Source organism: Rhizobium sp. CSW-27 (assembly GCF_018760785.1).
Lineage (GTDB): Bacteria > Pseudomonadota > Alphaproteobacteria > Rhizobiales > Rhizobiaceae > Neorhizobium.
Genome location: NZ_JAHHZO010000006.1, coordinates 1 through 20,946 on the forward strand (window position 1 = coordinate 1; position 20,946 = coordinate 20,946).

At 59.2% G+C, this 20,946-nt stretch carries 20 protein-coding genes, 1 pseudogene and 1 riboswitch; of the genes and pseudogenes, 5 read left to right on the top strand and 16 right to left on the bottom strand.

Annotated elements, in window-relative coordinates; all coding sequences use genetic code 11:
• Positions 1-215 precede the first annotated feature (215 nt).
• The 7 genes and pseudogenes from nrdF to KLP42_RS13085 form a co-directional block, all read right to left on the bottom strand.
• Positions 216-1,205, bottom strand: a complete 990-nt coding sequence (nrdF, locus tag KLP42_RS13055) for a class 1b ribonucleoside-diphosphate reductase subunit beta (protein WP_215567188.1) — start codon at positions 1,203-1,205, stop codon at positions 216-218.
• A gap of 17 nt (positions 1,206-1,222) precedes the next feature.
• The gene (gene nrdE / locus KLP42_RS13060) at positions 1,223-3,376 is read right to left on the bottom strand and encodes a class 1b ribonucleoside-diphosphate reductase subunit alpha (RefSeq protein ID WP_215567189.1); all 2,154 of its coding nucleotides are present in this window, start codon (positions 3,374-3,376) and stop codon (positions 1,223-1,225) included.
• The gene (nrdI, locus tag KLP42_RS13065) at positions 3,364-3,765 is read right to left on the bottom strand and encodes a class Ib ribonucleoside-diphosphate reductase assembly flavoprotein NrdI (protein WP_215567190.1); all 402 of its coding nucleotides are present in this window, start codon (positions 3,763-3,765) and stop codon (positions 3,364-3,366) included. The genes nrdE and nrdI overlap by 13 nt, the downstream gene beginning before the upstream one ends.
• A gap of 10 nt (positions 3,766-3,775) precedes the next feature.
• Positions 3,776-3,997: a glutaredoxin-like protein NrdH gene (nrdH, locus tag KLP42_RS13070; RefSeq protein ID WP_215567191.1), complete on the bottom strand. Its 222-nt coding sequence runs from the start codon at positions 3,995-3,997 to the stop codon at positions 3,776-3,778.
• 245 nt (positions 3,998-4,242) lie between these two features.
• Positions 4,243-4,457, bottom strand: a riboswitch (cobalamin riboswitch).
• An 89-nt stretch (positions 4,458-4,546) separates the two neighbouring features.
• Entirely contained in the window at positions 4,547-5,122 is a 576-nt protein-coding gene (locus KLP42_RS13075) for a GNAT family N-acetyltransferase (RefSeq protein ID WP_215567192.1), read from the bottom strand.
• A 183-nt stretch (positions 5,123-5,305) separates the two neighbouring features.
• Positions 5,306-5,779: pseudogene (locus tag KLP42_RS13080) on the bottom strand (IS5 family transposase); the annotation flags it as partial.
• 56 nt (positions 5,780-5,835) lie between these two features.
• Positions 5,836-6,144: a hypothetical protein gene (locus KLP42_RS13085; RefSeq protein WP_215567193.1), complete on the bottom strand. Its 309-nt coding sequence runs from the start codon at positions 6,142-6,144 to the stop codon at positions 5,836-5,838.
• A 253-nt stretch (positions 6,145-6,397) separates the two neighbouring features.
• Here KLP42_RS13085 and KLP42_RS13090 point away from each other — a divergent pair, with 253 nt between their 5' ends.
• From KLP42_RS13090 to KLP42_RS13100, 3 genes are read left to right on the top strand one after another with little or no spacing between them, the layout of a single operon-like run.
• Positions 6,398-6,655 (top strand): type II toxin-antitoxin system VapB family antitoxin, encoded by a 258-nt coding sequence (locus KLP42_RS13090; RefSeq protein ID WP_215567194.1) that lies wholly within the window; start codon positions 6,398-6,400, stop codon positions 6,653-6,655.
• Positions 6,652-7,056, top strand: a complete 405-nt coding sequence (locus KLP42_RS13095) for a type II toxin-antitoxin system VapC family toxin (protein ID WP_215567195.1) — start codon at positions 6,652-6,654, stop codon at positions 7,054-7,056. The genes KLP42_RS13090 and KLP42_RS13095 overlap by 4 nt, the downstream gene beginning before the upstream one ends.
• Positions 7,053-8,198, top strand: coding sequence for a site-specific integrase (locus tag KLP42_RS13100; protein ID WP_215567196.1), 1,146 nt, complete (start codon positions 7,053-7,055; stop codon positions 8,196-8,198). The genes KLP42_RS13095 and KLP42_RS13100 overlap by 4 nt, the downstream gene beginning before the upstream one ends.
• A 74-nt stretch (positions 8,199-8,272) precedes the next feature.
• Here the strand turns inward: KLP42_RS13100 and KLP42_RS13105 are convergent, their stop codons facing one another.
• Genes KLP42_RS13105 through KLP42_RS13135 form a run of 7 tightly spaced genes read right to left on the bottom strand, consistent with a single transcriptional unit; the run spans position 8,273 to position 16,232 of the window.
• Complete coding sequence (locus KLP42_RS13105) at positions 8,273-9,424, bottom strand: M20 aminoacylase family protein (protein ID WP_252192972.1); 1,152 nt, start codon at positions 9,422-9,424, stop codon at positions 8,273-8,275.
• A gap of 39 nt (positions 9,425-9,463) precedes the next feature.
• Positions 9,464-10,828: a serine hydrolase domain-containing protein gene (locus KLP42_RS13110; RefSeq protein WP_215567197.1), complete on the bottom strand. Its 1,365-nt coding sequence runs from the start codon at positions 10,826-10,828 to the stop codon at positions 9,464-9,466.
• 22 nt (positions 10,829-10,850) lie between these two features.
• Entirely contained in the window at positions 10,851-11,831 is a 981-nt protein-coding gene (locus KLP42_RS13115) for an ABC transporter ATP-binding protein (protein WP_215567198.1), read from the bottom strand.
• Entirely contained in the window at positions 11,828-12,844 is a 1,017-nt protein-coding gene (locus KLP42_RS13120) for an ABC transporter ATP-binding protein (RefSeq protein WP_215567199.1), read from the bottom strand. The genes KLP42_RS13115 and KLP42_RS13120 overlap by 4 nt, the downstream gene beginning before the upstream one ends.
• Positions 12,841-13,716, bottom strand: coding sequence for an ABC transporter permease (locus KLP42_RS13125; protein ID WP_215567200.1), 876 nt, complete (start codon positions 13,714-13,716; stop codon positions 12,841-12,843). Before KLP42_RS13125 ends, KLP42_RS13120 begins: the two co-directional genes overlap by 4 nt.
• The gene (locus KLP42_RS13130; protein ID WP_215567201.1) at positions 13,713-14,645 is read right to left on the bottom strand and encodes an ABC transporter permease; all 933 of its coding nucleotides are present in this window, start codon (positions 14,643-14,645) and stop codon (positions 13,713-13,715) included. Before KLP42_RS13130 ends, KLP42_RS13125 begins: the two co-directional genes overlap by 4 nt.
• 6 nt (positions 14,646-14,651) lie before the next feature.
• The gene (locus KLP42_RS13135) at positions 14,652-16,232 is read right to left on the bottom strand and encodes an ABC transporter substrate-binding protein (RefSeq protein WP_215567202.1); all 1,581 of its coding nucleotides are present in this window, start codon (positions 16,230-16,232) and stop codon (positions 14,652-14,654) included.
• A 173-nt stretch (positions 16,233-16,405) separates the two neighbouring features.
• Here KLP42_RS13135 and KLP42_RS13140 point away from each other — a divergent pair, with 173 nt between their 5' ends.
• The gene (locus KLP42_RS13140; protein WP_215567203.1) at positions 16,406-17,035 is read left to right on the top strand and encodes a TetR/AcrR family transcriptional regulator; all 630 of its coding nucleotides are present in this window, start codon (positions 16,406-16,408) and stop codon (positions 17,033-17,035) included.
• On the opposite strand, the gene KLP42_RS13145 is transcribed toward KLP42_RS13140, so the two are convergent.
• Both KLP42_RS13145 and KLP42_RS13150 read right to left on the bottom strand, forming a co-directional pair.
• A complete protein-coding gene (locus KLP42_RS13145; protein WP_215567204.1) occupies positions 17,027-18,058 on the bottom strand; it encodes a maleylacetate reductase in 1,032 nt (343 codons plus the stop codon). The genes KLP42_RS13140 and KLP42_RS13145 overlap by 9 nt on opposite strands.
• Positions 18,059-18,194: 136 nt before the next feature.
• On the bottom strand, positions 18,195-19,082 hold the full coding sequence (locus tag KLP42_RS13150; RefSeq protein WP_215567205.1) for a SphA family protein: 888 nt from the start codon (positions 19,080-19,082) through the stop codon (positions 18,195-18,197).
• Between the two features lie 701 nt (positions 19,083-19,783).
• Here KLP42_RS13150 and KLP42_RS13155 point away from each other — a divergent pair.
• Positions 19,784-20,932 (top strand): MFS transporter, encoded by a 1,149-nt coding sequence (locus KLP42_RS13155; protein WP_215567206.1) that lies wholly within the window; start codon positions 19,784-19,786, stop codon positions 20,930-20,932.
• The last annotated feature ends 14 nt before the right edge of the window (positions 20,933-20,946 follow it).

Below are 20,946 nucleotides of genomic sequence, written 5' to 3' on the forward strand. Positions count from 1 at the left end.
GCGAACTCGCAGATCAACAGAGAGAGCTTTTGACATATCTGCCGACCTCCATCGGCAGATAGTTTGAATCAGAACATCGCTGATTTGCAAAGACCCGAAGATTCATTCAGTCAGGGAACCGCTCTAGTGCGCGCAAGACCTCGAAGAGGCGAAGCGGAAATGAGTTCCGCCCGCTATGGCCGGATGGCCGGATGGCCGGAAGCTCGCGTCCCACGTCAGAAATCCCAGTCTTCGTCCTCGGTCGCGACGGCCTTGCCGATCACATAGGAGGAGCCGGAGCCGGAGAAGAAGTCGTGGTTCTCATCGGCATTGGGCGACAGCGCTGACAGGATCGCCGGATTGACCTTGCAGGCCTCCGCCGGGAAGAGCGCCTCATAGCCGAGGTTCATCAACGCCTTGTTGGCGTTGTAGTGCAGGAACTTCTTCACATCTTCCGTCAGGCCCACACCGTCATAGAGGTCTTCGGTATAGCGGGCCTCGTTGTCATAGAGTTCCAGCATGAGGTCGAAGGCAAAGTCCTTGATCTCCTGTCGTCGCGCTTCCGGTTCGCGTTCCAGCGCGCGCTGGAACTTGTAGCCGATGTAATAGCCATGCACGGCCTCGTCGCGGATGATGAGGCGAATGAGGTCGGCGGTGTTGGTGAGTTTGGCGCGGCTTGACCAGTACATTGGCAGATAGAAGCCGGAATAGAACAGGAAGCTTTCGAGGAACACGGAAGCCACCTTCTTCTTCAGTGGATCTGCGCCGTCATATTGCTCCATGATCAGCGCGGATTTCTTTTGCAGGAACTCGTTTTCCTCCGACCAGCTATAGGCATCATCGACATCGGGCGTCGAGCAGAGCGTCGAGAAAATCGAGGAGTAGGAGCGCGCATGCACGGCTTCCATGAACGAGATGTTGGAGAGCACCGCCTCTTCATGCGAGGTCTGGGTGTCGGCCATCAGCCTGATAGCGCCGACGCCGTTCTGGATCGTGTCGAGCAGCGTCAATCCGGTGAAGACGCGGATTGTGAGCGTCTGCTCTTCCGGCTTCAGCGTCGCCCAAGAGGGGATGTCGTTCGACAGAGGCACCTTTTCCGGCAGCCAGAAGTTCGAGGTCAAGCGGTTCCACACCTCGAGATCCTTGTCATCCTCGATACGGTTCCAGTTGACGGCGCGGATGCGGCTTGCCGCACGGATGGGCGAGGTCTTCACTTGAATGTTCATGGGATTGATCCTTGCGGTCACAGTGCACACGATACGCAGCCCTGCACTTCCGTGCCGGTCAGCGCCATCTGGCGGAGGCGGATGTAGTAGATGGTCTTGATGCCTCGTTTCCACGCGTAGATCTGCGCGCGGTTGATGTCTCGTGTCGTTGCCGTGTCGCGGAAGAACAGCGTCAGCGACAGGCCCTGGTCGACATGCTGGGTCGCCGCCGCATAGGTGTCGATGATCTTTTCCGGCCCGATCTCATAGGCATCCTCGAAATATTTGACATTGTCATTCGTCAGGTAGGCTGCCGGATAGTAGACGCGGCCGATCTTGCCTTCCTTGCGGATTTCGATCTTCGAGACGATCGGATGGATCGAGGAGGTCGAGTGGTTGATGTAGGAAATCGAGCCCGTCGGCGGCACGGCCTGGAGGTTCTGATTGTAGAGACCACCTGCCATGACGGAGGCCTTCAGCTCTGCCCAATCTTCCTGCGTCGGAATGTGGATGCCCGCCTTGTCGAAGAGCTCGGCCACCTTGTCCGTCGCCGGTTTCCATTCGCGCTCGGTGTATTTGTCGAAATATTCCCCGGTCGCATATTTCGAGTTCTCGAAACCCTTGAAGCTTCGGCCCTTCTCGACGGCAAGTCGGTTCGATGCCCTGAGCGCATGATAGGTGACCGTGTAGAAGTAGATATTGGTAAAATCCACGCCCTCTTCCGAGCCGTAGAAGATGCGCTCCCGGGCGAGATAGCCGTGCAGGTTCATCTGGCCGAGGCCAATGGCGTGGCTGTCGTCATTGCCCTTGGCGACTGACGGAACCGACATGATGTTGCTCATTTCGGACACGGCTGTCAGCGCCCGAATCGAAGTCTCGATGGTCTTGCCGAAATCACTCGAATCCATTGCGGACGCGATGTTCAGCGAGCCGAGATTGCAGGAGATGTCCTTGCCCATCTCCGCATAGGACAGGTCCTCGTTGAAGCGGCTTGCCTCGCTGACCTGCAGAATCTCCGAGCAGAGATTACTCATCGAGATGCGCCCGGCGATGGGGTTTTCCCGGTTCACCGTGTCCTCGAACATGATGTAGGGATAGCCGCTTTCGAACTGGATTTCTGCGATCACCTGGAAGAAGTCGCGCGCCTTGATCTTCTTCTTGCGGATGCGGGCATCCGCGACCATTTCGCGATATTTCTCCGTCACCGAAATCTCGGTGAAGGCTACGCCATAGACCCGCTCCACGTCATGCGGCGAGAACAGATACATGTCCTCATTGTTCTTCGCGAGTTCGAAGGTGATGTCTGGAATGACGACACCGAGCGACAGCGTCTTGATGCGGATCTTCTCGTCGGCATTTTCGCGCTTGGTATCGAGGAAACGCATGATATCGGGGTGATGGGCATGCAGATAGACGGCTCCTGCCCCCTGCCGGGCGCCGAGCTGGTTGGCATAGGAGAAGCTGTCCTCCAGCAGCTTCATGACCGGGATGACACCGGAAGACTGGTTCTCGATCTGCTTGATTGGCGCGCCCATCTCTCTGATATTGGTCAGCGACAAGGCCACGCCACCCCCGCGCTTGGAGAGCTGCAGGGCTGAATTGATCGAGCGGCCGATGCTCTCCATGTTGTCCTCTACCCTGAGCAGGAAGCAGGAGACGAGTTCGCCCCGCTGTTTCTTGCCGGCATTGAGGAAGGTCGGCGTTGCGGGCTGGAAGCGGCCGGAAATGATCTCGTCGACGAGGTCGCGGGCGAGCTGCTCATTGCCGCGCGCCAGCGTCAGCGCCACCATGCAGACCCGGTCCTCATAGCGCTCGAGGTAGCGCTTCCTGTCGAAGGTCTTCAGCGTATAGGAGGTGTAGTACTTGAAGGCCCCGAGGAAGGTCGGGAAGCGGAATTTGCGTGCATAGGCCTCATCGAATAGGTCACGGACGAAGTTGAAGGAATATTGGTCCAGAACCTCACGCTCGTAATAGCCCTCCGTCACCAGGTAATCGAGCTTTTCCCTCAGGTTATGGAAGAAGACTGTGTTCTGGTTGACGTGTTCGAGGAAATATTGCTTCGCCGCCTGCCGGTCCTTGTCGAACTGGATTTTGCCCTCCTCATCATAGAGGTTCAGCATGGCGTTCAGCGCATGATAGTCGAGCGTGGCCTCGGCCGGCGCGCTCGTCTTTGCGTGGGTCAGCGTGTCCAAAATCGTTCCAGTCCCTGTCTGACGGCGGCAACATCTTCCTGTGTTCCGAGAAGTTCGAAGCGGTAAAGAAGCGGCACGCCACATTTGTCGGCGATGATCTTGCCGGCGCGGCCATAGGCATCGCCGAAATTCGTGTTGCCTGCCGCAATCACGCCGCGGATCAGGCCTCTGTTGCTTGGAATGTTGAGGAAGCGGATGACCGGTTTCGGCACCGCGCCCTTGTCACCGCCGCCGCCGCCATAGGTGGGAGTGACAAGCACAAATGGGGCCTCGACCACTGGCGGCTCCTCCGTTCCGTCGATCGGCAGACGCAGGGCCTCACCCCCGAGCTTCTCGACGAAGCGACGGGTGTTTTCCGATCGACTGGAAAAATAGACGAGACCGCCCACGGCACCGACCTTAAGAGAGCGCGCTGATCATGTCAGGACGAAAGCCTGCCCAGTGCTGCTCTCCCGCGATCACGACAGGCACCTGGCGATAGCCGAGTTCTGTTACCAGCGCGAAGGCCTGCGCATCCTCGGAGACATCGACCACCATGTAGTCGATCCCCTGGCGGTCGAGGGCGCGGGTAGTGGCGGTGCATTGGACGCAAGCGGGCTTGGAATAGACGGTGATCGACATGGTTTCCTCGTGAAAAATGGGCGCAGAAAGACGAGTCCGGCCTGGCATCAGGCGGGAGTGCGAAGCAAAGACGAAAATCGACGGCATGAATGACCGCAGTCGAAACGACTACGGATCAGCGATGATCTGGAATATCATGTTCATGGCCTTCACCCCGAAGCAGACGATTTGACGGGGGAGCGAGAACGGCCCACGCCCGGCTGCACCGGGACGCAATCGACCGCACCCTGCCGGACACCCCGCCGACGGACTTATCATTCAAGGCAGGTCTCCTGGCTCACGGGTCGTTGCACCCTCTCCGCCTTCCCGGGGAAACCCAGTGGCATGATGGAGAAAGCACTCACCGTTCACAGTTGCGGGGGCAGCCTCGGCTTCACGGACATCATGTCCGCTACCGAATTCCCGTCTTAGCCCCTGATCCGCAGACGAATCGAAGGGAACCTCGAACGCTAGATATAGTAGACGAGGTTAAATCCGCGTCAACAGCTATGATTTGGCTGCGCCAAATTCATCGGGGATAAACGGCGGGAAGTTTCAAACCGTGGATCGTCAGTCGCTTTGGTTCAGAAGCGGCTTATCGAAGTCCACGCTGGTATCCGTCCCCTTAGCCGAAGGATACGAGAAACGACCGAACTCGCTGTAGCCTTGGCGTCTCCAGAAGCAGAGGGTCTCAGGTGTGTCCGCATCGGCATGGAGGTAGGATATGACATAACCGAGATCGCGCGCCTTGTTTTCCAAGGCAGCAACGACCGAGCTCCCCAGCCCTTTCCGCCGCAAATGTGGTTCCAAATAAACGCGGACGATTTGGCATATGTCGACGGCGTCGTAATAACGATCTTGCAGGCGGGTCGCGGTGGCAGTTTTGTTCTGAAGACCATATAGGCCTCCAGCAGCAACGATACGCTGTTGCTCGTCGCGAACGACCAGGAAAGCGCCGCGATTTAGATGCGAAAACCAGCACTCCGGCGGCGCGTTCAACAACGAATCCAGGTCGGCATGCCATGCAGGCGTGTAGTCGATCTTATAGAAGTCCTTGATGATCCGCAGGCAGAATGCCCGTGCCTCAGTTCGTACAACGAGTGGAACGTCATCGCCGAGCCAAAAAATCGATGTGTTTGTGTCCATAGAGGGCGATCCATTGACGGAGAAGTCGGTTTGGAGGGGGCATCGTCACCCTAATGAATGCGCTGGCGCTGAGCTAGCGCCTGGCTATCCTCAGGCCATGCGCCAATTGATCCTTCCCCAAGGGAACACTCGCAGGATTCTTTTGGCCGCATTGTGCAAGTTAGAGTCGGACTCGAAAAGCCTTCAACGATATCCATACCTTGCCAGCCGTCGGGTGATCAGGCGAATGTGGGCGATCATGATCCAGGCCTCTGATGAGGCGATGGACTTTTCGACGTCCTTGGCCAATCGGCGGCATCTGCCGAGCCAGGCGAAGGTGCGCTCGACGACCCAGCGCCGTGGCAGGACCTCAAAGCCTTTCGCCTTGCCCGAGCGCTTGATGATTTCAATCGTCCAGCGCCCGATCTTCGTGAGCCGCCGCTTCAGCTTGTCGCCCGCGTAACCACCATCGGCGAAGACGTACAGCAGCCATGGCCACCTGTAGCGAATGGATTTCAGCAGATCGGGAGCACCATCGCGGTCCTGGATATCGGCACTGTGCACCATGAGGCCGACCATCAGACCAAGTGTATCAACGATGATATGACGCTTGCGGCCTTTGGTTTTCTTTCCCGCGTCATAGCCCCGGATACCACCGCTTTCCGTGGTTTTGACGCTCAGTTTCAGCAGTGTCGGCGAAACATTCCATTGACGGTTATCATCGGCATGCACCGTCACCGTCTTCTTGTTGCGGCGAATAACGACACCCCGGACCAGAGCGCCGCCAGGGCCTTCAAACTCCACGCCGCTCCCCACCCTGATGCCTTGAAGGGCCGCCGTGGTCGCTGGTGATGCAAATACTGCAGACGCTCGACGATGCGCGCGTTGAGCTCAATGAGGGTTGCCTCGTCGAGGCTGTCGATATCGATCTGCCGCATTTGCTCCGCCCCACTCTCCTGTTGATCGTCAAAGCCACAATGCCAATCGCCGTTCCAGCAGACAACCAGATGCCAATGGATCGGCTTAATTTTCAGCACTGCCACCGATTTTGCCCCGCTTACCGCAGCAGGCTCTGGATGGGCAATTTCGCGAAATCGTAAGCCATTGAAATCATGGTAAATGATTTACTAAAGGAACTCTATATGAATATTGCAGTTCCTCACATGGTATGGCTAGCAGTTGGCGTGATAACCATCGATAAGTAACCCTTATCGAATATTAGCCATCTAATGAGATCCGCTTGCCATCTCGGCCCGCTGTCTGTATGATAAGGCCACGTTTTCGACGAGGCACACCATGTCCGAACCACAGCTTTCCATTCGCAGCAGCAAGGCCCGTGATCTGGCCCATGCCCTCTCCCGCCGGACCGGCCAGCCGATCAACCGTCTCGTTGAGCTCGCGCTGGAGCGTTATGACCAGGAGCTGCGTGCTGACAACACCCGCTATCCCATGGACGCCGTATGGGATTTGGCCGCCGAGGATCTCGCCAAAATCGCGCCCGGCACAACCTCCAACCACGATGAATTCTACGACGAAAACGGTCTGCCGATATGATCGCCGTCGATACCTCTGTCATTATAGCGATATCCATGAAAGAGCCGGAAGCAGAGACCTTCAGAACCCTGATGGGACGTGAGCCGGTCATAATTGGATGGCCGACCTTGTTCGAGACACGAATGGTTCTGTCCGGCAAAGGTTTTGTCAGTGCCGCCAGGATCGTTGGGCAGCTTGCCACAACTGTGAATGTCACGACCGTCGCATTCGATGAGAAGCACTATCGCGCAGCCGAAGACGCTTTCGAGCGTTTCGGCCGGGGGCGCCATCCAGCTTCGCTCAACATGGGCGACTGCTTCTCCTATGCAGTAGCCGCAATCGCCAAGGCACCGCTCTTGTTCAAAGGGCACGACTTCGGGCAGACGGATCTTAAACTGCATCCCGCGTCGTCGATGACATGACAGGCGCTGGCGCAGACACGGTCAACCGCCGTGCCCACGAGCTCGACACCATTGCTGCAGTTCTCCCCATGGAGCGGCGCGATGAACTGGCCGAGCTTCTGTCCGACCAGGATATCGAGACCCTTCGCCACCTCGTCAACGAGGGAATGGGCGCCAATACACTGCGCGCGCTCACCTCCGATCTCGCCTACCTGCAGGCATGGTCGTTGGCGACATCGGGACGATCGCTGCCGTGGCCCGCGCCGGAGGCTCTCCTGCTGAAGTTTGTCGCTCACCATCTTTGGGACCCGGAAAAGCGTCTGACGGATCCGGATCACGGCATGCCAGCGGAGGTCGAGGACAAGCTTCGTCTCCAGCGGTTTCTCCGGTCGTCAGGCCCCCATGCACCCGACACCGTGCGCCGGCGGCTGGCAACCTGGTCGACGCTGACCAAATGGCGCGGGCTGCAGGGTGCCTTCACCTCCCCTGCTCTCAAGTCTGCCATCCGGCTGGCGGTGCGCGCAACGCCGCGACCGAAGCGGCGCAAGAGCCCCAAAGCCGTGACAGGGGATGTCCTGTCAAAGCTGCTTGGCACCTGCCGGACCTGCAGCCTGCGAGATGTCCGGGACAAGGCGATCCTGATGGTTGCCTTTGCCTCCGGTGGAAGGCGCCGCAGCGAAGTGGCGGGGCTGCGCAAGGAGCAGTTGGTCATGGAAGCGCCGATCCCGGTTGACGGGTCAACTCCCCTGCCCTCGCTGTCCATCCATCTCGGTCGCACCAAGACCAGTGGCGCCGACAGTGAAGAAGTCGTCTACCTCACCGGCCGGCCCGTCGACGCGCTCAATGCCTGGCTCGAGGCCGGCAGGATCGACAGCGGCAGCGTGTTCCGGGCGATCGATCGCTGGGGGAATGTCTCCAAGCGCGCACTGGATCCGAAGGCTATCAACGATATCGTCAAGCAGCGCGCGGCCATGGCTGGCCTCGATCCGGCGGAGTTTTCAGCCCATGGCTTGCGCTCCGGTTATCTCACCGAAGCAGCCAATCGCGGCATTCCGCTCCCAGAGGCCATGGAGCAGTCACGCCATCGATCCGTCCAGCAGGCATCGGAATACTACAACAGCGCCACCAGACGGAGCGGAAGAGCCGCAAGGCTCATGGACTGAAAAACGAACCCGCACCAGCGATCACCGGAAGGCTTAGGCAAAAATCTCCTGCGGCAAACTCGATGCGGTTCACTTCAACGTGCCCCGCGCCGTTCCACGATGCGTGCAAATAGACTTGCGCCAACCGGCAGAATGCCGTCATCCAGAACGAAGTTGGGATTATGAACCGGCACATCGCCGGCATGGCCCACGGTGCAATAGACGCCGGGGCAGGCATGCAGCATGTCGGCGAAATCCTCGCTTCCCATAACGGGGTTGGTTTTCACATAGACGTTCTCGTCCCCCACCACATCCCGTGCCGCGGCCAGATAGCCTTCAACCAGCTCTTCGGTGTTGATGAGGACATCGAAGACGTTGCGGATGTCCACCTCGATCTCGACATCAAAGGAAGCGGCGATACCGGCGGCGATGCTGCGCATGCGCGTCCGCATCAGTTCATTCACCGCGCGGTCCATGAAGCGGACTGTGCCTGACACCACGGCCTCTTCCGGAACGACATTGTAGGCCGTGCCTGAATGGATCTGCGTAACAGACAGCACCGCCTGTTTCAGAGGACTGACATTACGGCTGACCACTGTTTGCAAAGCCTGCACCAGGGCCGTTGCCACGATGATCGGATCTCTTGACGCCTCGGGATGGGCACCATGGCTTCCGCGCCCCTTGATGCGGAGGTCGAAGAAATCGGCGCCCGCCATGGCCGGGCCCGGCTTGATACCGATTCGGTACGGCGCATCATGGGGCGAATTGTGAAGCGCATAGATCTCGTCGCAGGGAAAGCGTTCGAACAGGCCGTCCGCCAGCATGGCGCGTGCACCGCCGCATCCTTCCTCGCCGGGCTGGAAGATGAACACCACCGTGCCGGCAAACTGTCGGGTTTCCGCCAGATAGCGGGCCGCCCCCAACAGGATCGTTGTGTGGCCATCATGACCACAGCCATGAAACCGCCCTGGGTTTTGCGAGCTGTAGCTGAGGTTGGTGCGTTCCTCCATCGGAAGCGCATCCATGTCGGCGCGAAGGCCAATCGTGCGGCCGGGACCGAGCGACCCTTTCAGAACGCCGACGACACCTGTCTTGCCAATGCCACGATGCACCTCGATACCATAGGAGCTCAATTTCTCGGCAACGATCGCTGATGTGCGGACTTCTTCGAAGCCGATTTCCGGATACCTGTGCAGATCCTGGCGGATGGCGGTGAGGTCTTCGGCAAATGCGCCGTTTTTTTTCAATGATGGACATGTTTCTGCTTCACAAATGCGAGGAATGGATCAGATGGAGGCGGACTGTAGCGGATGGATGGCGAGATCGGAGGCGTTGGCCAACATGCCATTGCCACCCATGAGCACCTGCTGCAACCCGCCGTCCGGCGCGTAACACCGGCGGACCGGCTCGCCAAAGCTGCCAAAGCCGTTGGCCTTGGAGATGTGTGCGCTTCCGTCCACCTGTACGGTAATCTCGCCGTGATCGGTCAGCGGACGCAGGGCTCCGGGGTCCGTGAACAGGACCTTGTCGCCCGCGGGCACGAGATCGAGTGCGCCCCACAGGCTCCAGAGACGCAAGGCCCAGTCTGCAAGGCGCTCTTCCGGTTTGCCGTATTTTTCAAAGATATTGAAGATCGAAACGATCCCCTCGACCCATGCGTTTGCAAACCCATCGACGGCGTTGGTGACGATCGTCAGGCTGATGCCGTTTGCTTCAACCACCGAGGTTCGGCTGATGAAGCCCGGAAAAGATCCGGCATGACCGAAGAGCGCATGCTTCCCGATATCCATGCCGATGACACCGAGACCGTAATGGCGCGGTTCACCGCCGCCGATCACGCTCCAATGACGCCGCGTCATCTCCTTGCGGCTGGCGGGACTTAAGGCACTCGTCGGCACCTTGGGATAGAGAAGCGAGAAAAAGCGCGCAAGATCCGCCGCCGTGCTGGTGAAGCCAGTTGCTGCGGCCAGTGCATGGGTCGCCTGATGGCCCTCGATCCGTCCACGCCCGAATGGAATTCTGGCACTATGGCCCGCCGCAAGCGGAACCCCGGTTGACGGCGTGTCATGGGTGGTCTCGCTGAGCCCGAAGGGCTTAACCACTTCCCGCTCGATCCAGACGCCATAGGGTTCGCCGCTGATGGCCTCGATCACCTGCCCCAGCAGTCCATAGCCGACATTGGAATATTTGAAACGGGTATTGCCTTCGATGGCAAGCGGCTTTGCCAGTTCATCGAAGAGTTTCGCTCTGTCGAAAAATGGCTCGCGAACCATCCAGTGTGGCGCTTGCGTGCCATCCCGCATGATGCCAGCGGAATGGCTCAGCAGTTGCGAGATGGTGGCAGAGGCGACATCGACATGCAGGCCGGTGACATAGGCGCCGACATTGTCATCCAGATGCAGACGACCCTGTTCTCGCAGCTTCATGATACCGGCTGCGGTAAAGGTCTTCGAGTGAGAGGCCACGCGAAACCGATGCCGCGGCGTCAGCGGTTCGCCCGTGGCAAGGTCGCTGACGCCATAGGCGCGCTCCAGAATCAGGTTGCCGTTCTTCGCAACAGCCAGAACGCAACCCGGTAGCTGCGTCTGCTGCATCTGATAATCCAGCCAGCGCGTGGCATAGCTGAGCGCGGCGTCGAGCCATTCGGTCATGGCATTTTCCTTTCCAGATCATTCATGAAGCCGTAAGGGCGGCGTGGCAGGCAACGTCATGCCCCGCTGCAAGTGCTGTCATTGCCGGATCTTCCTCGGCACAACGCGGCATTGCCATGGGGCAACGGCTGCGGAAGCGGCAGCCGGAGGGCAGACGGGCAGGATTGGGAGGATCTCCCAGCTTCGGCATCGGTTCATGGCGCCTCGTGAAATCGATCGAGGGAACCGCCGAAAGGAGCGCCTTGGTATAGGGGTGACGCGGATTGTTGAAGAGCTGGTGGGTCGGTGCCAGCTCGACAATGCGTCCGTAATACATGACGGCCACCCGATCCGCGATGTACTCCACTACGGCCAGGTTGTGGGACACGAAGATCAGCGCCAGCCCGAACTCCTGTCGAAGATCGTTCAGGAGGTTGAGGATCTGTGCCTGCACCGATACATCGAGTGCCGAAACGGGCTCATCGCAGACAATCAGATCCGGCTTCAGAATGAGAGCTCTGGCAATACCAACACGCTGCAACTGCCCCCCGGAAAGCTCGTGCGGATAGCGCAGGCGATGTTCCGGGCGCAGGCCCACCTTACGGAAGATCTCGGCCACCGCGGCATCACGCTCCGATGGTGCGAGCATTTCCTGAATATCGAGCGCCATGCGTACCGAAGCCCCCAGTGTGCGCCGCGGATCGAAGCAGGAGCGCGGGTTCTGAAAGATCATCTGCGCAAAACGGCGCTGATGCTTTCGTTCTCCGGGCGACAGGCAAAAAACATCCTGATTGCGAAACATCACCGCGCCACCGGCTGGCTGTTGCAGCGCCAGAATGGTGCGACCGAGCGTGCTCTTGCCGCAGCCGGATTCGCCCACCAGACCCAGCGTCTCGCCACGCTCGAGCGTGAAGCTGACATCATCGACCGCGGCGATACTATCGACAGGCTTGCCGAACAGTCCGGTCTTTATGGGGTATCGAACTTTCAGGTTCCGAACATCGAGGAGCGGCGGTATGGTCATGACGTCACCCTCATCTCGGACTGGATCGATCCTGCCGCCCCGAAGCAGCGCACCGTGTGGGCGGATCCGACAGTGGTGGGGGCGGGCTGCGCATTGTCGCAAGCCTTGAGAGACAGGCTCTGCCGAAGCTCGCATCGGGGTGCAAAGGCACAGCCTGCATATGGTCGGGACAGATCTGGAATAGCGCCCGGAATATCCTTCAGCCGTCCCCCTTGCGCTTGCCCGAGTTGCGGCGCTGCCGCGATCAGGCCTTTGGTATAGGGGTGAGATGGCGCCGTCAGCATGGCTTCGACGGGGCCTTCCTCGACGATTCGCCCCGCATACATCACGGCAACGCGGTCTGCGATGCGTGCCACCACGCCAAGGTCATGCGTGACCAGCAGCAGCGAGGTGCCGAGCGTGCGGCAGCGTTCGCTGAGAAGTTCGAGAATTTGGGCCTGAATGGTCACGTCCAGGGCCGTGGTCGGTTCATCGGCAATCAGCAGGCGCGGCTTCAGGGCAAGCGCGATCGCGATCATCACACGCTGCGCCTGCCCGCCGGAAAGCTCATGCGGATAAGCAAGAACCTTTTCCTCTGGTGCCGGAATACCGACGGCGCGCAGGAGATCGATCGCGGCGGCCCAGGCTGCCTTGCGACCGATCTTCTCATGGCGCAGCAAGGGTTCTGCCACTTGCCAGCCAATGCGCTTTACCGGGTTCAGACAGCTTTGCGGCTGCTGGAAGATCATACCGACATCGCGCCCCCGCCATGCGGAGAGGGCGCGCGCCGACATCTGCATCACATCCTCTCCATCGAACAGGATGTGGCCATCGGTGATCTGTCCCGGCGGTTGAACCAGTCTGAGCATGGAGAGCGCCAGCACCGATTTGCCGGAGCCGGATTCCCCGACCAGTCCGACGATTTCGCCAGCACTGATAGACAGATCCACGCCCTGTACCGCCTGAAGCGCGCGGGCTCGTCCCAGCCGGAACTCTGTCTTCACCCCTTGAATAGCCAGCAGCGCCTTGCTCATCGTCCACTCCGTGGGTCGAGAACGTCACGCAAGCCGTTGCCGAGAATGTTCAGGCCGAAGATGGAAATGAACAGGGCCATGCCGGGGCCGGCCACGGCCCACCAGGCGGAAAACAGGTAGGTTCTGGAATTGACCAGCATGGCACCCCATTCCGGTGCGGGCGGCTGCGTACCAAGGCCGATGAAGGAAAGCGACGATGTGACCAGCGCCGCCAGCGGCATGGAAAATGCGAGATAGACAATCAGCGGCGAAACCACATTGGGGAGGATTGTTCCGAACAGGATTTCGCTTTCGCTTGCACCAAGCGCACGGGCGCTCAGGACATAATCCTCCCGCCGCACGGTCAGGACGGCGCTGCGCACCAGACGCGCATAACCGGGGATGCCGGCAATGCCGATGGAGACCATGCCTGTCCACAGGCTGGGGCCGAGAATGGCAACCACAACCAGCACCATCAGGATATAGGGAAAGGCCAGCATGACATCGATCACGCGCATGATCAGGTTTTCGACGAAGCGCGAGCCTGCGCCCGCCAACAGGCCCAGAAGCGTGCCGATGCTGGCCGAAATGGAGGCCGTCACCACGCAGATCAGCAGGAAGTACCGGGTGCCGAAGATCAGGCGGCTGAACAGGTCACGGCCAACCTCGTCCGTCCCCATGAAATGGTCCCAGCTTGGGGGCCTCAATCGCTGGATGGGGTTGACCTTAAACGGATCGTAAGGCGCAAGGAGGGGGGCAAAGAGCGCCGAGAGAACCAGCAGCAGCAGGATCGTGCCGCCCACCAGCGCGGATCTGTTGCGCAGCAATCGAAGCAGGAACATGCGCCAGCGTGGCGGCGTGGCCATGATCGGTTCGTCGAGTACAAGGCTCATGTGCTCAACTCCACCCTGGGGTCCAGCCAGGCATACAGGATATCCGCCACCAGATTGACGACCAGATAGGTGGCAGCGCTGATGAGGATTATGGCTTGTGTCAGCGCGAAATCACGCCACTGGATGGCGTTGACTGCCAGTTCGCCGATTCCATGCCAGCTGAAGATGGATTCGATGATGAAGGCGCCGCCGAGAAGATTGCCGATCTGCAGGCCCACCAGCGTCAAGACCACGATCAGCGCATTCGGCAGTGCATGGCGCACGACAAGCTCCAATTCGCTGGCACCGCGCGCCCGCGCCGCCTGGATATAGTCGCGGCTCAGCACATCGATCATGCTGGTGCGGGCGACCTGCGAAATAGGTGCTGCCTCAATGAGGCCCAGCGCCAGCGCTGGAAGCAGCAGCGCCAGATTGCCCTTCGGCACCACCGGAAGCCACCGCAGCCAGACGGCAAAGACGAGGATGAGCAGCAGACCGAAGAAGAAGGCCGGCATGGATATGCCGAACAGACCGACGGTGGTCGCTGTCACATCCAGCCAGCTGTTGCGCTTGACGGCGGCGAGAATGCCGGCCGTCAGCCCCACGACCAGTGCAATGCCAAGCGAGGCGAGCGTGAGGATGATGGTGTTGACATAGCGATACCCCAACTCCTCCATGACAGGCTTGCGCAGGCGAATGGAATCGCCAAAATCGCCTTGCAGCAGATCACGGACATAGATGAAGAACTGCTGGTACCAGGGCAGATCCAGATGGTACTTGGCGCGCAGCGTGGCGATGGCTTCTGCCGCGTCCTTCTCTGATAGCTGGCCGGAATACATGGCGGTCACGGCATCCGTCGGGATCAGTGCCTTCATCAGGAAGGTGATCAGCAGGATGCCGATCACCACCGGGATGAGAAGCAGCAGCCGCTTTGCAACATACTGCGTCATGGCGCATCAGGCCGATGCGATCTTGAGGTCTGCACCATAGACATAGCCGAGATAATCCACTCGGTATCCCTGAAGTGCCTTGCGTGTGACCGTCATCGGCCAGTCCGTCAGCAGAGGTAGGATCCGGCGATCCTCCAGTAAGGCCTTCTGCGCCTCGCTGACGAAGGCCAGGCGTTTGGACGTATCGAGCGCGGTATCGGCGCCGTCCAGGGCGTTATCGATTGCATCATTGGCCGGCAGCAGCTGGCGATGGCCAGGCGAACGGAAGAGCTGCGACATAACGCTGGGGTCCGACCAGGTCCAGCGGTTGAGATCCATGTCCCAATCGGGTTTCAAAAGGCCCGGATAGAAAGTGCCCCAATCTGCTGTGCCGACCTCCACGACGATGCCAATGTCTGCGAGGTTGGCCTGGATGACGGCAAGCGCGCGCTCGGTTGAACTGGAGGCATAGCTTCGGATGGTGAACTTGGCGGGCTGGCCATCCTTCGTGCGCACCCCGTCCTTCAGGACCCAGCCAGCTGCATCGAAGAGCTGCTTTGCTTTTTTCTGATCGTACGGGGTGCCGTATTTCTGTGCGACGGCGTCATCGTAGCCGGGGATGCCGCGAGACAGCGGGCCAAGCGCGATCTTGCCATTGCCACCAAAAGCCGCGGCCAGCACCGCCTCGCGGTCGATGGCATAGCTGATCGCCTCGCGGAACGCCTTTTCCCCGAACGGCGCCTTCTTGTAATTGAACTCCATGAACATCAGGTTCTTGGCGTTCTGGTCGTTGATGATCGTATAGCGATCGTCGCTCTGGAAAGGCGCAACGCCATCCGCCGTCAGAAGGGCGGCATCCAATTCCTCCGTCAGCAGGGCGGAGGTCACCACGCCGTCTTCTGTCATGACGTTCAGGATCACGCGATCCAGATAGGCTAGTCCCTGATTGGCGGCATCGGGGCGAAACTGCTTGAAGTTGGGATTGCGAACCAGTTCGATACTGGCGCCGGGCACCCATTTGTCGAACATGAATGGCCCGGTCCCGACCGGGTGCCTCGGATACGCATTGCCAGCCGCTTTCACTGCGGTCGGAGAATTGAAGCCGAAATAGGATTGACCAAGAAGGTTGATGAAGGGCGCAAAGGGCTTGGAGAAGGTGAAGACCACCGTCATTTCATCAGGCGTTTCGACCTTTGACAGGGGGCCGACAATGCCCTTGGTGGGCGAGGCGCTTTTAGGGTCGAGAATGGTATCGAAGAGGAATTTGACTGATTCTGCATTGAAGGGCGTTCCGTCATGGAATGTCTTGCCAGACTTCAGCTTGAAGGTGATGATTTTTCCGTCCTCGGAGGCCTGCCAGGATTGAGCGAGCCAGGGCTGCGCCTTGCCAGCAGCATCAAGGTAGACCAACCCCTCCAGCAGATAGTTGCCTAGGACACCGCTGACCACGGCTGAAATGCTCTGCACATTATAGAGGCCCTCGGGCTCTATCGGTAGACGAAAACGCGCCACCTGTGGTGTTGCGGCTCGCACAACTCCGGTTCCTGACACAGCAATGGCACCCATGGATAGGGCAGATGCGAGAGTGAATTGACGACGATTCAGCATGGAAGTTCCCCTTTTTATCGAGGGAATTCTTTCGCGGCACCCCTTGGTGTTATAGGAGCGTCACGCCCTCTAATCCGAATGATTGCTCGGATTAGAGGGCGACGCAAGAGATATGTGTTAAAGACGCAAGAATCTTGCCACCATATGACCGCAGCAGACGCCAGGAGAATGAGATGGATGCCAAGACGCGCACGTTAACGCCCCGAAAGCCGGTCCAAGCGCGGTCACGGAAGATCAAGCTACAGATCATGGAGGCTGCGCACGAGGTCATGCGTCAGCACGGCGTGCGGGCGATCACCACCAATGCGGTTGCTGCCCAAGCCGGGGTAAAAGTTGGCTCCATCTATGATTACTTCCCAAACAAGGAAGCTATTATTGCCGAGATCTACGAAGGCAAGCTGGCAGACGTCCGCGCCTTTCTCGAAGCGGGCTCCGAAACGATTAATCGGGAAGGCTGGCAGACAGAGCTTGCGGATGTTATCCGCGACACCTGGAAATACCAGCTGTCCATCGGCCTGGACCGGACGATCGTCGATGCCGCCTATTACTACGAGGATCTGTTCCGGATTGCACGGGAGCATGCGCAACTCTTTGCTGGCAATTACGTGCGGCTGCTCAAACGCCTCGGGTCGCCGTGGTCGGATGATCAATTATTTGATCTCGGCATCAGCCTATATACGCTCGTTAACGCGACATGGAGCTATTGGCGGCTTCGCGACAGCCAGCACGAGATTGCCATAGAGAGGCAGATCCAGATGACAATCTTGCTGATTGAAGAGGCGCTAAGTGCCTCTTCAATTTGACTGCACGGAGTGGCCTGCTGCCGGTTTTTCGGACACCGAGTTAAGCAGGTTTTCGCTGGCAAGAGCCGCTGCCTCGTCCAGATCGGCTTCCGTCAGCTCGATTGCCTTCAACGACAGCAGAGCGCCGAGCACCGCGGAAAAATCGTAGAGTGCTGCACCGGGGCTACCGCCGAAGATTTCGCCGAGCGGAGCCAACAGTTCCAAGGCTGCCACTTCATTATAGGCTGTCGTGTAAGGAAGCATGATGGCATGTGTTTCGGCATGCGGCGTGTCGAAGCGGCCGCCCAGCGTATGGCAAATCTTGTGATGCAATGCCATGCCGACCGAGCCGAGAACCGTGCCGTCAAGCCAACAGCCATATTGCGCTTCGGCTCGGAGTGAAAGGTCACGGCTGTTCTCGACAAGGCCCGGCAGGCAGCGCTTGAAGCTGCGGAAGGCCTCCAGAGCCATCAGTGTGGAGATCGGATTCCGATCGCGGGCGTAAAGCCCTTCCATGGCATGTGCCAATGCGTTCAGTGCGCTGAGAACTGTCATGGCCACAGGCAGGTCAATGGTCAGCTCGGGATCATAAATAACGAGATTGGGCAGGATTCTCGCATCGCGCAGCGTCGTCTTCAGCCCATTCTCAGTCTGTCCCAGGATCGGCGTCACCTCCGAGCCGGCATAGGTTGTCGGCAGCACAATCTGTGCAAGGCCCGTTCGATAGGCGATAGCCTTGCCGAGACCGGTCGTCGAGCCGCCGCCGATAGACACGATGCAATCGGCCTCGAGATCCCGTAGTTTAGCCAATGCGGCCTGCGTGACATCGACGGGCGTATGCATCGCGGCGCCAGTGAAGCATCCTGCCGCCTTGGTGCCCAGTTCATCGGCAAGACCGAGCGCATCATCGGCCTGATTGGGGGTGGAAAGAACGAATGCCCGGGATTTGCCGAGCCTTGCCATCCATTGTGCGGTCTCATGTCGCCTTCCGGCACCGAAAACGATGGTTGTCGCCGCGACCTCATAGGTGAATTCGTGGTTCATCCTTTGTCCTCCAGTGCAAGGCGCGAGCGGCCAGGCGGTTTCAACTCGCCCACGCCGCACATCATCTGCAGTGCGCAACAGGCATGGCATCCTGTTGCGCACGACAACGTTTTCTACCGTGGCCGCAACGGATGGTTCAGAACTTGGTCGCGAGATTGAACCAGACGGTATCACCCTGAGGCCTGTTTTCAGCAATCAGATCATGCTGCCAGGAAGCGCTCAGTTGCAGTGCGGGATGGAAGGTATAGGTCACCGAGGGACCGATCGCGAAACCCTTTCCCCGGTGCCCGTCGGCCGGCGCCGTCGGGCCGCTGTCATCCGTCAGTTGCTTAAGGAAATAACCAACTGCGCCGAGGCGCCATTTGTCGAAATTCCAGCCCACAGCGTAATCCAGGACAAACTCGTTACCGGTCGTATAGCCCGTGTCCTTGTTCTCCGTGTTGAAAATGATGCGGGCGACCGCTCCCAGTTCCAGCCCTTGAGGATCGGAATAGTGATAGCCGACGGCCGGTTGGAATGACCAGTGATTAAGCCCGGGACTGGCGGGGTCCGAGACGTCATACTCGCCGGTTGGCGCAGCGATATCCATCCCCAGCGAAAAGGTGTTGTGACGATCTGGATGCCATGTCACACCGATGGTGCCGACCATATCAGCAAGGCCGAAGTTTTCTGCGGACGTATACGGAACAGACAGATCGATATTGACGAGAGGGACCACCAACTGCCCCGTCAGCTGACCGCCGGCAATTTCCACCGGAGTAATGAAGAGGAAACGCATCGTTTCCACCGCGGTCTTGACGTCGAAATCGATGGGGAGCTTATCGCCGTTCCCATCGTTCAAGCGAGTTGAATGATAGTAATTCGTCTGTGATAGAAAATATACTCCAGGATAAGGCGGAAACCCGCCAGCATAAAACTGAGCGGCTCCTGGACCGTATTGCGTATTGCCGTTTTCCGCCGCCAGAGCGGGACACAGCATGAGCGTGGCCAGGCCAAGGGCCAGCCCCAAAGTCTTCAATCGCATTATTCATCCTCCTCACTGAACAATTGCGTAGAAGTCGACCGACAGGGAAGGCGCAGTCGTACCGCAGCGCTCCGTGTCGAAGCACCCGATCAAACCGCCGATAATGTCTGAATTCCTGTCCCCTTGGCGTCCATCCCGCCAATGGCAATCTCAATTTGCCGTCTGAGGTGCCGTTTTCGAGAGCTAGGCAGATTGCTAATGGTTTTAAAATTTATTTATTTCATAGTTTGTATTTAATATTTATATACATTTTCTGAGGATGTATTTTCAATTCTGATAGCTGTCATTTAGATTTCTCATTTGGCAATGCCCCATGCATTGGCTAATCGTCCAACAGTATACGGTTGGCGGCTCAGGTCCGTCTGCCGATGAAGACGTTGCAGTTTCACGCCCGCCCCGGACCAGGGTGCTCCACAGGCGCGAGAGAGCGGCTCCACATTTCCAATGAAAATCAATGCTTGTCTCAGACAAGGCCGAGGATGGCAGGGCTCCTGCGCATTTCGCATCCGCCCGCGCCTGGCTTCGAGGGATGAGCACCAGGCAGCGCCGACATGCGAGGAGCATGCAGGCATTGCACATCGGGAGAGATACGCCGGCGCGTGCCGGCGCCAAACGTGATCGTGCATCGACCGAGGAAACCCGTCTGCAGTTCCAAAAGACATTTCCGAGGCCTTTGCCGTGCCCAGCATCAGGAGGAGAGAATGCTGACAAGACATACAAACCGTGCGGCGCTGGCTGCGCTAGTCATCTGCCACTGTGCCGGCATGCTCGACATGGTCGCCCTGCCCGTCTGGATTGGGGTGCTCGTCGAGCGTTACGGTTTCAGTTCGCAGCAGGCAGGCGGACTGGTGACCCTGTTCATGGTCGGTGCGTTCCTCGCCAGCCTCGTGCTGGCACCCCGTTTCAACAACCTGAACCAGAGATGGATCGCGACAGCTGGCTTCGGCATGGGCAGTTGCGCCTTTCTGGCGGCCGGGACCCAGGAGACGTTCCCCGTTCTGGCCATCCTGCACCTGATAGCAGGACTCGGAGCTGGTGTCGCCTTGTCAATGGCGCATGGAACCATGGGCAGAACCGCCAATCCGCACAAGATGTTCGCTATTTCCTTCGGCGCGCTGGGCTTTCTGGCGATCATTCTACTGGCAGCCTTACCGCAACTCATCATCGCATTCGGCGCTTCGGTGCTGTTTCTCGTTTTCGGCGGCATCATGCTGGTGGCGACGTGCGCCGCCGCGCTGCTGTTCCGCAATCCGCCGCGCGTGGACGAGCAGCTGAAGAAGCCCTTCAACCGGGCGACATGGCTGACGATCTTCGGCATAGGTATCATGACGTTCAACCAGTCGATGGTCTTCGCCTTCGTCGAGGTCATCGGCAAGACGCGCGGTTTCGAAGCCGGCGCCGTGTTGACCGTGCTCATCGCGCTCGGGCTCATCAACTTCCTCGTGCCAGCGCCGCTCTCGACCTTTCTTCAATCGCGGGTCTCGGCACCGCTCATGACGCAGATCGGGCCGGTGATCCAGGCAGTGCTGGCGCTGGGGGTAACCACGGCGACCGTCATGCCGATCTGGGGTCCTTCTGCCGCCTTCTTCGTCACCACGCAGATCTTCACCCACACCTTCGTCTTCGGACTGCTTTCGCGGCTGGACCCGACCGGTCGGGCAACGGCGGCAACGCCGGCCATGGCCCTGATTGGCGCCGCACTCGGACCCTTTGCCGGCGGCGTCCTCGCGCAGAATTTCGGCTTCGAAGCGCTCGGTCTGGCCGCCGTCTTCGTCGGCCTCACCTCGGCCGCCTGCTTTACCCTGGCGCGGGCATCCGCGCGCAGCCTGCAGCCGGCACCGGCCCTGTAACGGGCCGGAGCGTT